Here is a 15321-nt window from a genome sequence, read left to right as displayed (position 1 = left end):
GGGGGCGGCCCGATGCGGGCCGCCCCCTCCTGCACGCCGTCGTGATGGTCAGTCCACCTCCGGCGGCAGCCACCCCGTCTGGATCAGGGCGGGTCCGCCCCGGCGGGCGACGAACATGCCCCGGCCCGGAGGCAGCGGGCGGCCCTTCACATCGCCGAGGAGCTCGCCCTCGTTGGGGTGGCCGGACAGGATGACGCCCTGCGCGCCGAGCTCCTTGAAGCGCTGGATGAACGGCTCGTACGAGGAGCGGCCGGCGCCCGCGCTGCTGCGGGCGACGATGAAGTTGACGCCGACGTCCCGGGCGAACGGCAGGTTGTCGACCAGCTGCGCCAGGGGGTTGCCGGAGGACGTGGCGACCAGGTCGTAGTCGTCCACGATGATGAACGCCCGCGGCCCCCGCCACCAGCTGCGGGTGCGCAGCTGCTGCGGGGTCACGTCCGGCCCCGGGATACGGCTGCCCATGAGGGTGTTCATGTCGCCCAGGTACGACTCGAACGTGTTCTGCGTCGTCGCGTAGCCGACCAGGTACGGCTCGGGCACGCACTCCAGCAGGCTGCGCCGGTAGTCACCGACGCAGATCAGCGCCTCCTCCGGCGTGTAGCGGGCGGTGATCTGCTTGATGAGCAGCCGCAGCAGGGCCGTCTTCCCGGACTCCGACTCGCCGAACACCGCGAACAGCGGATCGGTGTCGAAGTCGATGTACACCGGGGCGAGGTTCATCTCGTCGATGCCGATCGCGACCCCGCCGCGCCCGGTGTCGGGCCCGCTCGGCAGCTCGCGGGCCGACAGCATCCTGGGCAGCATCCGGACGTTCGGGGCGTGCGGGCCCGGCCAGTTGTCGTTCTTGGCCTTGACGAAGGCCTCGGTGGCCTCGGACAGGTCGTCGCCGCCGCCCGCCGAGTCGTCGATGCGCGGCAGCGCGCCCATGAAGTGGAGCTTCTCCGCCGTCAGACCGCGGCCCGGGGTGCCGACGGGGACGTTCACCGCGATCTTGCGGTCCAGCTCGGAGTCGGTCGGGTCGCCGAGGCGCAGCTCCAGGCGGTTGAGCAGCTGGTCCTTGAGCGCCGCCCGCATCTCCATGTACCGGGAGACGGTGGCGATCAGGTGGACGCCGAGGCCGAGGCCCCGGGCGGCGATGTCGGCGACGACGGGCTCCAGGAACTCGTAGTCCGTCTTGAAGGACTGCCAGCCGTCGATGACCAGGAAGACATCGCCCCACGGCTCGCCCGGCAGCCGGCCGGCCGCGCGCAGCCGGCGGTAGGTGGCGATCGAGTCGATGTTGTTGTCCCGGAAGAACGCCTCGCGCCGGTTGAGGATGCCGGCGACCTCGGCGACCGTACGGCGGATCTTCTCCGGGTCGAGCCGGGACGCGACCCCGCCGACGTGCGGCAGGCCGTCGATGGCGATCATCCCGCCGCCGCCGAAGTCCATCCCGTAGAACTGCACTTCGTGCGGGGTGTGGGTGAGGGCGAAAGAGCCGATGAGGGCGCGCAGGAGGGTGGACTTGCCGGAGCGCGGGCCGCCCACGATCAGCATGTGGCCCGCGGCGCCCGAGAAGTCCCGTATCAGGGTGTCGCGCCGCTGCTCGAACGGCTTGTCCACCAGGCCGAAGGGGACGACCAGCGCGCCGTTGTGCGCGTACTCCGGGGAGTGCAGCCCGCGCTCGGGCGTGACCGCCAGTTGGGGCAGCATCTGGTCGAGCGACGGCGCCTCGGTGAGCGGCGGCAGCCACACCTGGTGCGCGAGGGGCCCCTGACCCTCCAGGCGGCGTGCGATGACGTCGAGGACGGTGTCCGCCAGGGCGTCGGGCGTCGCGTGGCCGCCGGACGCGCAGGAGACGTGCGGATCGGGCTCGGGGTAGTGGACCGCGACCGGGGCCGCGGTGAACAGGACGGGGCGCCGGTCGATGGCGAGTTCCCCGTTGGCGGCGACCGGCGCGACGCCGGGCCGGTAGGTCCCCGACACGTAGGCGGCCTTGAAGCGGGTCATCCCCTCCGTGCCGAACTTCAGGAACCCGGAGCCGGGCACCGACGGCAGGTGGTAGGCGTCCGGCACGCCCAGCGCCGTACGGGACTCGGCGGCGGAGAACGTACGCAGACCGATCCGGTACGAGAGGTAGGTGTCCAGGCCGCGCAGGCGGCCCTCCTCCAGGCGCTGCGACGCCAGCAGCAGGTGCACGCCCAGGGACCGGCCGATGCGGCCGATCTGGATGAACATGTCGATGAAGTCGGGCTTGGCGGAGAGGAGTTCGCTGAACTCGTCGATCACCAGGACCAGCGAGGCCAGCGGCTCCAGCGGGGCCCCGGCGGCACGCGCCTTCTCGTAGTCGGTGAGGTTGGCGTAGTTGCCCGCCGACCGCAGCAGCTCCTGGCGGCGCTGGAGCTCACCCGTTATGGAGTCCCGCATGCGGTCGACCAGGGTGAGGTCGTCCGCCAGGTTGGTGATGACCGCGGCGACGTGCGGCAGCTCCGACATCCCGGCGAACGTGGCGCCGCCCTTGAAGTCGGCGAGGACGAAGTTGAGGGTCTCGGAGGAGTGCGTGACCGCGAGGCCCAGCACCAGGGTGCGCAGCAGCTCCGACTTGCCGGAACCGGTCGCGCCCACGCACAGCCCGTGCGGGCCCATGCCCTCCTGCGCGGCCTCCTTGAGGTCGAGCATGACGGGGGAGCCGTCCTCGCCGACCCCGATCGGCACCCGCAGCCGGTCGGCCGTCGAGCGGGGCCGCCACACCGTGCTGGTGTCGACCGCGGCCGGGTCGCCGATGCCCAGCAGGTCTGTGAAGTCCAGGTTGGCGAGCAGCGGCTCGTCGTCCTCCGCGCCGCTCCCCATCCGGAACGGGGCGAGCTGGCGGCCCAGCGCCTCCGCACCCTCGACCGGCAGGAGGTCCGGCGTGCCGTGATACGAGACGCTCGCCGAGTCCAGCCGCAGCCGGCCAGGCCGCACCGCTATGTGCAGCCCGCCGCGCGGCTCGTCCAGCTCCTCCGGGACCACCTCCAGGACGGTCACCCCCTGGAGGCCCTCCGCCGAGGCGAACAGCGAGTTCGCCGGGACGACGCCGCCGTCCAGCACCAGGACGACGTGCGGCTGGTCCAGGAGGGGCGTGCCCTCGCGGTTGAACCGGGAGCGGCCGTCCAGGGTGCTGTGCAGCAGCGTCTCGACCTCGGACAGGTCGTCGCTGAACAGCCGCTTGGTGCCCGCCCCGTCCGACGAGCCGGGGACCTGGGTGTGCGGCAGCCACTTCGTCCAGTCCCACTGGTCCGTCACGTCCGTGGACGCCACGACGGCGACCACGAGGTCCTCGGGGGAGTGGAGGGCGGCCAGGCCGGCCACCATCGCGCGGGCGGAGCCGCGTACGGACACCGGGTCGCCGGAGACCACGACGTGGTAGAAGGCGCGCAGCGACACCGCCATCGGGAGCCGGTCAAGCGAGCCGTGGGTCGCCAGGAACCGGTGCATCGCGCCGGCCGACAGCGGCTCCAGCTCCTCCACCGGAGCGGTGTTCGGCGCCACCAGCGGTGTCCACAGCTGCTGCGGGCCCAGACCGACGCGGACCTGCGCGAAGTCGTCGTCGGCGATGCGCCGCTCCCAGAGCCGCTCGCCCTCGGCGACCAGCGACCACAACTGGTCCGGGTCCGGGTGCAGATAGAACTGCGCGTCGCGCTGGGCGCGCGCGGTGCGGCGCACCTTGCGGCGGGTCTGCGCGAGGTACTTCAGATAGTCCCGGCGGCCCTCGGCGGCCTCGCCCTGGCTGCCCTTGCGGTGCCGCATGATCTGCGCCACCGCCATCGCGGCCGTGGACAGCAGCATCATCACGCCCATGATCTTCATGAACGGCTGGGAGCCGGGCATGAAGAAGAACACCACCGACGAGCCCATCCCGAGCATGGGCAGCAGCTGCATGGCCATGCCCTCCTGCTGCCCGCGCGGCAGTTCAGGAGGGGATTCGAGCCGCAGCTCCGTCGTGGACGTCTCGGGCGGCATCGCGCGAGGCGGGCGCTTGACGACGATCTGGGTCACCGGCGAATCAGTCCCTCAGTGCGGCCCGGAGAGTTGTGGGCCGGCACCCCCGTGGCAGCGACCTACCTCCGCGCGCCGATCATCCTAATGGAGGCACCGGGAGGGGCCCCGATAGGGTGACGCCCTGCGGCCGTACGACGGGACTTTGCCGACACGGCCGTGCCCAGGAGCGCGGCGTGCAGCGAACGAGGGGACCCAACAGGTGAGTTCGACCCTGACAACCACCGGCTTTTGCCGCATAACGGTCGTGGCGCCGGACAGTCGTATCGACGTCGCCCTGCCGGACGACGTCGCCGTCGCCGATCTCCTCCCGGAGATCCTGCGGCTGACCGGCCAGGAGACACCCCCGGGGGCGCCTCCCGGCTACCACCTGGCCCGCCGCGACAACACCGTTCTGGACGCCACCCACACGCTGGCCGTCCAGCGCGTCCTGGACGGTGACGTCCTGCGGCTGCGGCCCTTCACGGAATCGCTCCCCCCGGCCGTCTTCGACGACGTCGCCGACGCGGTCGCCTCCTCCGTCCGCCGCGACCGCGCCCTGTGGAGCGACCAGCTGCTCGGCGTCGCCGGTCTCTTCGGCGGGGCGCTCCTGCTCGTCCTCATGGGCTTCGTGGTCTGGTTCGCCGACCCGGTCCAGCACGACATGCACGGACTGCCGGGCATCGTCGCCGCCGCCGTCGGCACCCTGCTCGCCGTGCTCGCCGGCATCCGGGCCCGCCGCTACGCCGACCGCGCGTCCGCCATCGCGCTCGGCCTCGCGGCCCTGCCCCACCTCATGATCGCCGGGTCCGGCATCCTCGCCCTCGACCCCGGCACCGGGATCGGGCGCCTCCAGTTCATGCTGGGCTGCGCCACGGTGCTGCTGGTGTCCGCCGGGCTCGTCGTCGCGATGCCGACCGGCGACGCCCCGTTCGTCGCCGTCGTCTTCGCCTCGGCCGTCGGTACCCTCGCCACGTTCTTCTCGATCGTCACCGAGGCCCGCCCCCGTGACACCGCCGCCGTCTGCGCGGTCGTCGCGATCGGCGCCATCGCCTTCCTGCCCGGACTCTCCGCGCGGGTGGCCCAGCTGCCGATCGGCTACGCGGCGCCGCGCCCCGCCACGGACGCGGACCTCGACCACGAGCCCGGCCTCGGCGACCCCGACCCCGTCGACACCGACCGCATCGCGGCCCAGGCCCGGCGCGGGCACGAACTGCTGCTCGGCCTCGTCGGCGGGTGCTGCGTCGTGGTGGTCGCGTCGGCCGCCGTCCTGGGCTTCTCCTCCGACGTCTGGGGCCAGACCCTGGCCCTGGTCGCCGGACTGGCCATGCTGCTGCGCGCCCGGCTCTTCCGCTACACCGCCCAGGTCGCGTCCGTACTGAGCGCGGGCCTCGCCGCCCTCGGCCTCCTGGTGCTCGGGCTCGCCCTCAACCCGCCTGCCGAGGCCGTCGTCAAGCTCCTGATGGAGCACGACCGGGGGCCGCTCGACATCCGTACGCTCTGGCTCGCCGCCGCCGTCACGGCCGGCGCCGCCCTGCTCACCGGCATCGCCCTGGTCATCCCCAAGAAGGGCCTCTCCCCCTTCTGGGGCCGCCTCTCCGACCTGGCCGAGGTGCTCCTGCTCCTCGCCCTCGTCCCGCTCTGCCTGGCCGTCCTCGACGTCTACTCCAAGGCGCGCGGCATGACCAGCTGAGGCGTCGGTTCCTCAGCGGAAGGCGTCGTGGTCGGCCAGGACCGCGTCGACCACGCGCCTTTCGCCCGCCGCCCGCACCGGGTCCGCCCCCGCGTCCCCCGTCAGATTCAGCAGCGCCTTCCACAGCGCCCAGCCCCGGGCCCGCGCCCAGGTCCCGGCATCCTGGCCGACCGCATCCCGGAACGCCTCCCGGCCCGCGCCCTCGAACATCCCCCAGGCGATCACCAGATCACAGGCCGGGTCGCCCACCCCCGAGGTCCCGAAGTCGATGACGGCCGACAACTCGCCACCGTCGACCAGCAGGTTGCCGGACGCGATGTCGCCGTGGAACCACACGGGCGCCCCGCGCCACTCGGCGGCAAGGGCCGCCTCCCAGACCGCCCGCGCCCTCTCCGTGTCGACGACGCCCTCCAGCGCGGCCAGACAGCGCCGGGTCTCCTCGTCGTAGTACGCGGGCGAGGCGCCCCGGTACCAGCTGTGCTCACCGGCCGCCGGACCGCCCGCCGCGTCGCAGCGCTGGAGGGCACGCACGAACTCCGCCACGCCGGCCGCGAACCGGGGCAGGTCGTCGATCCGCCCGCGCGCCGCCGTCTCGCCCGGCAGCCAGCGCCGGACCGACCAGGGGAAGGGATAGCCCTCACCCGGTGCGCCCAGGGCCAGCACCGGAGGCACCGGGACCGGCAGCGAAGGGGCCAGCCGGGGCAGCCAGTGGTGCTCCTTCTCCACGGCGGGGACGTAGCCGGCCGCGGTGGGGAGCCGGGCCGTCATGGCGTCGCCGACACGGTACGTGCGGTTGTCCCAGCCGTCGATCTCGACGGGGACCACGGGCAGTCGGCTCCACTGCGGGAACTGGGCGGCGAGCAGACGCTTCACCAGCGCGGCGTCGATACCCGCGCGGCCGTCGGGGTGGGAAGAGGGCATCGGGCGATCATCGTGCCCGAGCCCGCCCGCCGCAACGGATTTCCAGGCCCTCTCGGAGCCGTACAAACCGTTCATCCCGCTCGGGCGCCGAGGGTGTTCGATTACAGTGCTGCGCAGTTACCGCACAGTCGCACAGGGGAACGAGCCACGGCGGACGGGGAGGTGCGCGTGAGCACAGGGGTCACAGCCGTCTGGGGCCGTGCCGAGCAACAGGACTTCCGCAGCCGGGTACGCGGCGCCCTGCTCGGCGGCGCCATCGGGGACGCCCTCGGGGCCGGCGTCAGCGCCCTCTCGCTGGAGGAGATACGCGCCGCCCACGGGCCCGACGCCGTCACCGACTTCGTCCCCGCCCACGGCGCACGCGGCACCGTCACCGCCGCCACCCAGCTCACCCTGTTCACCGTCGACGGACTGATCCGCGCCCAGGTCCGCCGCGACACCGGCGCCTGGCACCCGCCCACCGACGTGCACCGCGCCCACCTGCGCTGGGCCGCCACCCAGCACGACTGGGGCCCCGACGAACGCCGCAAGGACAACGGCTGGCTCGCCGCACAGGAGTGGCTCTACGCCCGCCGCGCCCCCACCCGGGAATGCCTCGGCGGCCTCGGCGACGCCGTCATGGGCACCCTGGACCACCCCAAGAACCCCGCCGCCCACGACGCCGCCGCCGTCACCCGCTCCGCGCCCTTCGGACTGCTCGTCGGCTGGGAGCCGCAACTCGTGCTCCAACTCGCCGTCGAGTGCGCCGCGCACACCCACGGCCACCCCACCGCCCTGCTCTCCGCCGGGGCCTTCGCCGTCCTCGTGCACGGCCTGGCGCGCGGCGAGACACTGGACGGCTCCGTGCAGCGCGTCCTTGCGCTGCTCGCCGAACGGCCGGGCCACGAACCCGTCACCGAGGCGCTGCGCCAGGCCCTCGGCACCGTACGCCAGGGCATTCCCGGTCCCACGCTCGTCGAGTCCCTGGGCGCCACCGGGTCCGCCGACGAGGTACTGGCGGGGGCCGTGTACTGCGCGCTGGTCGGGGAGGACGTACGGCACGGGCTGCGGCTGGCCGTGAACCACGGCGGCCCGTCATCGGCCACGGGCGCGCTGTGCGGGGCGCTGCTCGGCGCGATGCACGGCGAGACCGCGCTGCCGCCGGGCTGGCTCGCCGAACTGGAGGGGCGGGCCACCCTCCTCGAACTCGCCGACGACTTCGCCATGGAGATGACGCAGGGGCCCGCCCTGCACAGCCCGGCCACCGCGGCCCCCGGCTGGCTGGCCCGCTACCCGCGCTGATCCGGCGCCTTCGCACCCTCCGCCACGGCGATGCCTTCCGGGCCGCCCTGTGCCGGTACGGCGGCCGCGCCGGTCCCCGGACCGTCGCCGTCGGAGTTGATCCGCTCGATGAGCGCGTCCCGCTCCGGGGTGTCCTCGGGTTTGACGAAGCCGATGACGACGTAGAGCACCAGCGAGATCGCCAGCGGCAGCGCCACCTGGTACTGGAGCGCGACCCCGTCCTTGACCGAACCGTCCAGGTCGTAGTTGGTGAAGTAGAACGCCAGCAGCCCCGCCGCCCAGCTGACGAGCGCCGCCGTCGGACCCGACCGGCGGAAGCGCCGCAGCAGACCCAGCATGAACGGGATGGCGATCGGGCCCATCAGACCCGCGACCCACTTGATGACGACGGAGATGATGTCCTTGAACGTCGGCGAGTTGATCTGGGTCGCCAGCGCCATGGACAGGGCGAGGAAGCCCAGCGTGGAGACGCGCGCGGCCAGCAGCCCGGCCCGGCTGCTCCAGTCGCGGGCGGCCTTGGAGAACACCGGGGCGATGTCCCGGGTGAAGACGGCCGCGATGGCGTTGGCGTCCGACGAGCACATGGCCATCGTGTGCGAGAAGAAGCCGACGACGACCAGGCCCAGCAGACCGTGCGGCAGCAGCTGTTCGGTCATCAGCGCGTAGCTGTCCGACGCGTCCGGCTTCTGCGCGTCGACCAGCAGCGGGGCACACCACATCGGGAAGAACAGCACCGTCGGCCACACCAGCCACAGAATGGCGGAGAGCCGCGCGGAACGGGTCGCGGAGGCGGCGGAGTCCGTGGCCATGTAGCGCTGGGCCTGGTTCCACATGCCGCCGTTGTACTCGAAGGTCTTGATGAACAGGTACGCCAGCAGGAACGTCACGGTGTACGGGCCGGCCGTCGGGTCCGTGTGGCCCTCGGGCAGCTTGTCCCAGACGGTCCACAGGGTGCTGAAGCCGTCCAGCTCGTGCATGGTGATGACGAGCATCGCGAGGCCGGCGAACAGCTGGATGACGAACTGCCCCAGTTCGGTGAGCGCGTCCGCCCACAGGCCGCCGACCGTGCAGTAGACGGCCGTGATGATCCCGGTGATGAAGATGCCCTGGGTGAGGGTGATGCCGGTGAAGACGGAGAGCAGTGTGGCGATGGCCGCCCACTTGGCGCCGACGTCCACGATCTTCAGCAGCAGCCCGGACCAGGCGAGCGCCTGCTGGGTGGGGATGTTGTAGCGGTTCTTCAGGTATTCGAGCGGCGAGGCCACGTAGAGCCGTGAGCGCAGCCGGTTGAGCCGGGGTGCGAAGAGCTTGGCGCCGATCCCGATGCCGATGGCGATCGGCAGCGACCAGGTCACGAAGGACGTGACGCCGTACTGGTACGCGATGCCGGCGTAGCCCGTGAACATCACCGCGCTGTACCCCGACATGTGGTGCGAGATGCCCGACAGCCACCAGGGCATCCGGCCGCCGGCCGTGAAGAAGTCGCCGACGTCGTCCACGCGTTTGTGTGACCAGAGTCCGATCGCGATCATCACGCCGAAGTAGCCGATGAGTACGACCCAGTCGAGACTGTTCATGTGTCCCCTCCCGGGGTCCGCCTTGTGAACGGGTGCGCACTTCGTCAGTACGGCCGCCCAGCGGCATCCCCGTGCGGGAAGCGGGGACTTCGGGGATTGAACCGTCTGCGCGGCACCCCGGTCAAGAACCCCATCGGTCAGAGATGTGAACGCAGATCAGCAAGTAGAACGATTTTGCTCGTTCTTGACGTACGGGGACGTTGTCGTGAACGTGACGGCGGCCACACGATGAGCGGGCACTTCGTCAGGCCGTGGGTCCGGGCCGCGCGTTGAGGAGAAAAGTGGAGGAAACGCGAAAAGACCGCACGGGATGCGGGTCCCGTGCGGCCGGTGAGGAGGAGGACCGCCGAAGGGCGGTGGGCCGGCGCTACGTCGGTCGGCTGTGGTGACCGGGGCTCGGCGGATGTGGTGCGGGGAGCCCCCTCGGCCAGGACGGCGGGCCGGACGAGAGGGCTACCGGCGGCACCGGAACCGGTGCGGCGATACGGCGTAAAGGAAGCATCGATCAGGCGGTGACGGCACCCTCGGCGACATCGCGCACGAACGCGTTCCAGGCGCCGGGCACGAAGGTGATCGAGGGGCCCTCGATCACCTTCGAATCGCGCACGGCGATTGCCTGTACGAGAGGGGACTTGACTTCGACGCAGGCGCCGTTGCCCCCGGAATACGAAGACTTCGTCCAGTTTTCCGTAGCACCCTGACGAATGGCCATGTTCACTCCGGTTCAGAGAGTTGTGTGAGGCGCCAACGACGTTCCCGCTGGCGTGATCGACGCTACTCGCCAAGCTGCTTGAGTGAAGGGGTGGTTCACTCGACCGGGTGATCTATTACAGCCGGATCTTCCATGCGATGGTGGCGGCGGTGTATATTGCCGCCGCCCCATCCGCCACATTACTCATTTCTCGCACAACGGGCTTTATCGCCCAGGGTGTTCGAGCGGGTCCGGCCGGATCTCACTCCGTGTTCAGCCGGGTGTACTCCTTCGCGATTCCATCGATGAAATTCCGGGTCTGTTCCACGTTGTGCGCCTGTGCCCGGAGGTGTTCGTACATGACGCTGTACCGCTGAACGTCATTGGCCTTCTCCAGATAGAGATCGCTGGTGACACCCTCGATGTAGACGACGCTTGAATCCGCCGCGTCCGGGAATTCCAGAATGGCGTACTGCCCGTTGATGCCCGGGTGCGCGCCCATCTCGAACGGCAGCACCTGCACGGTCACATGCGGCAGGTGCGACAGCTCCACCAGGTGTTCCAGCTGTTCGATCATCACCTGCTTGCCGCCGACCAGCCGGCGCAGCGCGGACTCGTCGATCACCACCCAGAGCCGCAGCGGGTGTTCCGGGTCGGAGATCCGCTCCTGGCGCCGCGAGCGGACGCTCACCCGCTTGTCGATGTCGGACTGCGGCGCCTCCGGCAGGGCCCCGCTGATCACCGCCTCGGCGTAACTCCGGGTCTGGAGCAGCCCGGGAACCACCTGCGGCTCGTAGACCCGGAGCGATTCGGCGTCGGTCTCCAGCCCGATGTAGACGCTGTACGGGATGTCGCCGAAGGCGTGCCACCAGCCCTGCTGGCGGGAGTCCTTGGCCATCTGCATCAGCGAGTCCACGACGCGGTGGTCCTCGACCTCGTACACCCCGCAGAGGTCGCGCACATCGCGCTGGCTGATGGAGCGGCGGCCGTTCTCCAGGCGGCTGATCTTCGACTGCGAGACCAGCAGCCGCTCCGCCACCTCCTCGGCCGTCATGCCCTTGACCTCGCGCAGTCGGCGCAATTCCTGACCCAACCGGCGTCGCCTGACGGTGGGATTGACGTTGGACGGCACGGAAACGGCACCTCCGGCTATGTAGCTGTGCGTATCTACTGCTGAGCAGATTGCCACCCCTGCCCCCGGCCGCGCTGGGAAATGGCCACACGCAGCGGCGCGGGGCAGCCGGTGGTATCCGACTGCCCCGCGCCTGGTGCGGCTCCCGAACCGGGTCGTGAGGACGACGGTGCGGCGGTATTCGGTTGTTGACGCGGCGGGGGTTGAGGCCGTGCGTCGTGGTGGTGCGAGCGGCGTGTGCGCGGTCCTGGGGCCTGTCGTCGCCGGCCCGCCCTCCGGGCGAACGACGGCAATGTGACGACAGGCCCTAGTGGACCGCGGTGGGCGCCATGCTGCCGCGACGTGACTGCGACTGCGCTTGCGGTTGCAACGGAACACCGGCCGCCTGATTGCGGCGCGGCTGCGCGACCGCCCCGTTCTGGACGTCCATCACGGCATGCGCCACGAGACCGCCCATCGGGTCGTGTCTGATCAGGTCCCGGAGCCGGGAGCGCGATGAACGCCCCTCGTTCCCGGGGTACAGGTGCTTGCCGAGTCCGACCGCGTGGGCCAGTGCGGCGAGCGCCGCGGTCCGCGGGTCCGGCGGTACGCCGGTGCGGATCGCACTGTCCAGCCGGGCTCTGATGTCCCGGCTGATCGCCGTGTCCGTCGCCTGGTAGCGAGTCGTCGGCAGCACTCCGCACATCTGGCCCGCCACGGCATGCACCATGCCGCACCGCTCCAGATGAGCGAGGTAAATCTGGCGGAGCCCCAGCCGGGGTCCGCCGATCCAGTGGACGGCCCGGACCGGGCTGCCGCGCCTGCGCAGCAGTTCCAGTGCGGAGTCCAGAGTCGGATCTCCTGTCGGCCGTGGCATCACCACGGCGATACGATCCCCGTCAGGGGCTATCCGTCCTGCCAGGGCCAGCTCTACTAGCTGGGCTCCGGCGAGGCCGAGGTCGAGCGACTGCGGCTGCGCTGTGGTACCCGTGGTCGGGTCCAGAGCGAGCAGCAGAAGCTCCTCCGGAATTGTTCTGCGGCTCCTGCCCATCCATGCCTCCCCGCGTGGATGAATGACAGGGTGACCCCTCTCACATCCGTCTGTCGAGGGTGCCTGGGGGCTTTGTACGGGAACCAGTAGGTATGTCGTTCTCGTCTAGCAGCCCGGCCAAGGGTTCACACGGGACACTGGTAGACGGTTCGGACAGCGCGCGGGTTCCCCGCGCCGCACGGAGGAGGCATCGGTGGCGGGCGAGTCCCCCGACAGGTCGAAGCAGCAGAAGTCGTCGGGAACGACTCGGACCGAGCGCGATCCGCGGCTCGACATCTTCCGCGAACCCGCCGCGCGCCCCACAGAGGACGCGGAGACGGCTCCCGACGCCCCGGACACCCTCCCGGACGCCCCGGCCGCCCTTCCGGACGCCTCGGACACCCCTGAGGCCGCAGAGACGGCCGGGGAGCCCGGGAAGCCGGAGAACGGCGCCGCCGAGCCGGCGGAGGGCGATGCGCGGCTCCGTGCGGCGGTGGCGGCGTGGGTGTCGACGCCGGACGACGACGAGGCGTCCGGCGACGCGGGTGCCTCCGGTGGTGGCGAGGCGCCCGGTGACGCGGGTGCTTCCGGTGGTGGCGAGGCGTCCGGTGACGCGAGTGCTTCCGATGGTGGCGGTGCGTCCGGTGACGCGGCGGTGGAGGAACCGGTTGCCCGGGTGCCGCGGTCCCGGGAGGAGGCGGCCGAGCCGGAGGCTGCGGCTTCGTCCGACGAGGCGGGGTCCGATGCCGGGGCCGGCGAACCGCAGCCCGACGCGGTGGCCGCCGAGCCCGACGCGGACGAGGCGGAAGGCGCCGCCGAGCCCGAGGCAGCCTCGGGGAAGCCGGAGACGGCCGCACCGGAGAAGGCGGAGGGCGAGCCGGCGGCCGACGAGAAGGCTTCAGCGTCCACCGCCGGGGCCGATGAGAAGGCGCCTGCGGCCGGGGCTGATGAGAAGGCGTCCGCGCCTGCCGCCGCCGAGGCGGAGACCGACGAGCCCGCGCCCGCCGCCCAGGCGGAGAAGGCCGAAGGCACCGCCCAGCCCGAGGCGGACGAGCCCGCGCCTGCCGCCGCCGAGGCAGAGGCGAAGCCCGACGCCGACGAGCCCGAGCGCCCCGCCGCCAAGGCGCCGGCCGACGAGCCCGCGCCTGCCGCCGCCGAGGCGGAGACCGACGAGCCCGAGCGGCCCGCCGCCAAGGCGCCCGCGCCCGACGCGGACAAGGCGCCCAACGCCCCCGCAGCCGAGGCGGATGCCGGCAAGGCTCCCGTGGTCGATCAGCCGACCGCCGTTTTCAAGGCGCCCCGGCTGCCGCGCGTCGATCAGCCGACCACCGCGCTGAAGATCACGCGGTCGTCCTCGGGCAAGCCCGAGAGCGTGTCCGCGCCGGAGTCACTCACCGAGCGGACCAGCACGTTCGTACCGCTGCGCTCCGACGACGTACGACCGGCGCCCGTGCCGCGCGGGCCCGGGGCGCCCGGCGACGGGGCGGACGCGCGCCTGTCCGCCGCCTCGCTCGGCGAGGCCGAGCGGACCCGGCAGCAGCCGATGCCGCCCAGGCCGCCGCTCGACCTGCTCGCCGAGCTGACGAACACCCCGCCGCCGCCGGAGACCCCGGTCCGCACCGCCGTGCGCCGGGTCAAGATCTGGACGCCGCTGGTCCTCCTCCTGCTCATCGTGTTTGCGATCGCGCAGATGGTGCGCCCGCTGCCGGACCCGTCGCTCACGATGACCGCGAACGAGACGTACACCTTCGGGGGCGACGGGCTGAAGCTCGACTGGCCGTCGCAGGGGCAGTCGGCGGTCAGCGTGGACGGCGTCGGCTCGATGGGCTCGTCCGGGGCGCAGAAGCCCGCCCCGATCGCCAGCGTCGCCAAGATCATGACGGCGTACGTGATCCTCCAGGGCCACCCGCTCACAGGGAAGGACGAGGGGGAGAAGATCACCGTGGACCAGCAGGCCGAGGACGAGTCCAAGGCCGAGGACGAGTCCACGGCGCCGATCACCAAGGGACAGCAGTTCACCGAGAAGCAGATGCTGCAACTGCTGATGATCCCGTCCGGCAACAACGCGGCCCGTCTCTTCGCCCGTTGGGACTCCCCCTCCGAGGAGGCCTTCGTCGCGAAGATGAACGACGCGGCGAAGAAGCTCGGCATGACCCGCACCACGTACACGGACCCGAGCGGTCTGAAGAAGACGACCGTGTCCACCGCCGCCGACCAGCTCAAGCTGGCGCGCGCCGTCATGAAGAACGAGGTGTTCCGCGAGATCGTCGACACCCCGCAGATCAACATCGACGGCATCGACACGACGATCTACAACAACAACACCATCCTGCTGGAACCCGGGGTGAGCGGTATCAAGACCGGTTCGTCCACTCCGGCCGGCGGCAATCTGGTCTGGTCGGCCAACACCATGGTGGACGGCAAGAAGCTGTGGATCTACGGCGCGGTCATGGGGCAGCAGGCGGGGACGGGCCAGCCGTACGACAGCCTCGTGATGTCGCTGGACAACAGCCTCAAGCTGATCAAGGCCGCCCAGGAGGCGGTGACCTCCGCCAAGGTCGTCCACAAGGGCGACGTCGTCGGATACGTGGACGACGGGTTCGGCGGCCACACGCCGCTGGTCGCGACCGCCGACCTGAAGGCGAAGGGCTGGCCGGGTCTCAAGGTGGAGCTCACCGTCGAGGGGAACGGCAAGGAGATCTCGCGCAGCATGAAGGCGGGCACCAAGGTGGGTGAGGTGACGGTGGGCACAGGCAGCGGGAAGGTCAGCGCGCCCGTCGCCCTCCAGCAGGATCTGTCCGACCCGAGCTTCGGCCAGAAGCTGACGCGCATCGGCTGACGCGGCGGACCGGCCGCCCGACCCCCTGGGACAACGCCCCCTGCCGCTGCGCGACGCTTCGCCGCGCAGCGGCAGGGGGCAGGCGCGTCCGGAGCCGCCGGTCAGCCGCAGTGGCTCCGGCCGCTGGTCCACGTCTCGTCGCCACCGAACATGCCGTGCCGCTCCGCGCACTCTCCGCCGGC

9 protein-coding genes are annotated in these 15321 nt (G+C 71.5%); 3 read left to right on the top strand and 6 right to left on the bottom strand.

The features are described from left to right. Positions 1–48: 48 nt before the first annotated feature. Positions 49–4017, bottom strand: a complete 3969-nt coding sequence (gene eccCa / locus P8A18_RS13740; RefSeq protein ID WP_306054608.1) for a type VII secretion protein EccCa — start codon at positions 4015–4017, stop codon at positions 49–51. A gap of 202 nt (positions 4018–4219) precedes the next feature. Between eccCa and eccD the strand changes: the two genes are divergently transcribed. Next, on the top strand, positions 4220–5689 hold the full coding sequence (gene eccD / locus P8A18_RS13735) for a type VII secretion integral membrane protein EccD (RefSeq protein ID WP_306054606.1): 1470 nt from the start codon (positions 4220–4222) through the stop codon (positions 5687–5689). Positions 5690–5701: 12 nt separating this feature from the next. Here the strand turns inward: eccD and P8A18_RS13730 are convergent, their stop codons facing one another. Then, the gene (locus P8A18_RS13730; protein ID WP_306054604.1) at positions 5702–6610 is read right to left on the bottom strand and encodes an aminoglycoside phosphotransferase family protein; all 909 of its coding nucleotides are present in this window, start codon (positions 6608–6610) and stop codon (positions 5702–5704) included. Positions 6611–6778: 168 nt separating this feature from the next. Here P8A18_RS13730 and P8A18_RS13725 point away from each other — a divergent pair, with 168 nt between their 5' ends. After that, positions 6779–7891 carry an ADP-ribosylglycohydrolase family protein gene (locus P8A18_RS13725; RefSeq protein ID WP_306054602.1) on the top strand — a complete coding sequence of 371 codons (1113 nt, stop codon included), beginning with the start codon at positions 6779–6781 and terminating at the stop codon, positions 7889–7891. Here the strand turns inward: P8A18_RS13725 and P8A18_RS13720 are convergent. The 4 genes from P8A18_RS13720 to P8A18_RS13705 form a co-directional block, all read right to left on the bottom strand. Next, complete coding sequence (locus P8A18_RS13720; protein ID WP_306054600.1) at positions 7879–9468, bottom strand: sodium:solute symporter family protein; 1590 nt, start codon at positions 9466–9468, stop codon at positions 7879–7881. The two genes, P8A18_RS13725 and P8A18_RS13720, sit on opposite strands and share 13 nt — an antisense overlap. Before the next feature lie 505 nt (positions 9469–9973). Next, positions 9974–10180 carry a DUF397 domain-containing protein gene (locus P8A18_RS13715; RefSeq protein WP_306054598.1) on the bottom strand — a complete coding sequence of 69 codons (207 nt, stop codon included), beginning with the start codon at positions 10178–10180 and terminating at the stop codon, positions 9974–9976. 241 nt (positions 10181–10421) lie between these two features. Further along, positions 10422–11291 (bottom strand): helix-turn-helix domain-containing protein, encoded by an 870-nt coding sequence (locus tag P8A18_RS13710; RefSeq protein WP_306054596.1) that lies wholly within the window; start codon positions 11289–11291, stop codon positions 10422–10424. A gap of 307 nt (positions 11292–11598) precedes the next feature. Beyond that, entirely contained in the window at positions 11599–12321 is a 723-nt protein-coding gene (locus P8A18_RS13705; RefSeq protein WP_018552135.1) for a GOLPH3/VPS74 family protein, read from the bottom strand. A gap of 193 nt (positions 12322–12514) precedes the next feature. Between P8A18_RS13705 and P8A18_RS13700 the strand changes: the two genes are divergently transcribed. Beyond that, entirely contained in the window at positions 12515–15139 is a 2625-nt protein-coding gene (locus P8A18_RS13700; RefSeq protein ID WP_306054593.1) for a D-alanyl-D-alanine carboxypeptidase family protein, read from the top strand. The last annotated feature ends 182 nt before the right edge of the window (positions 15140–15321 follow it).

Origin of the sequence: Streptomyces sp. Mut1 (assembly GCF_030719295.1) — a bacterium.
In the GTDB taxonomy this organism is placed as follows: Bacteria; Actinomycetota; Actinomycetes; order Streptomycetales; family Streptomycetaceae; genus Streptomyces; species Streptomyces castrisilvae.
The sequence above is the reverse complement of the archived record's forward strand: the minus strand, read 5'-3'. Positions and strand labels throughout refer to the sequence as shown.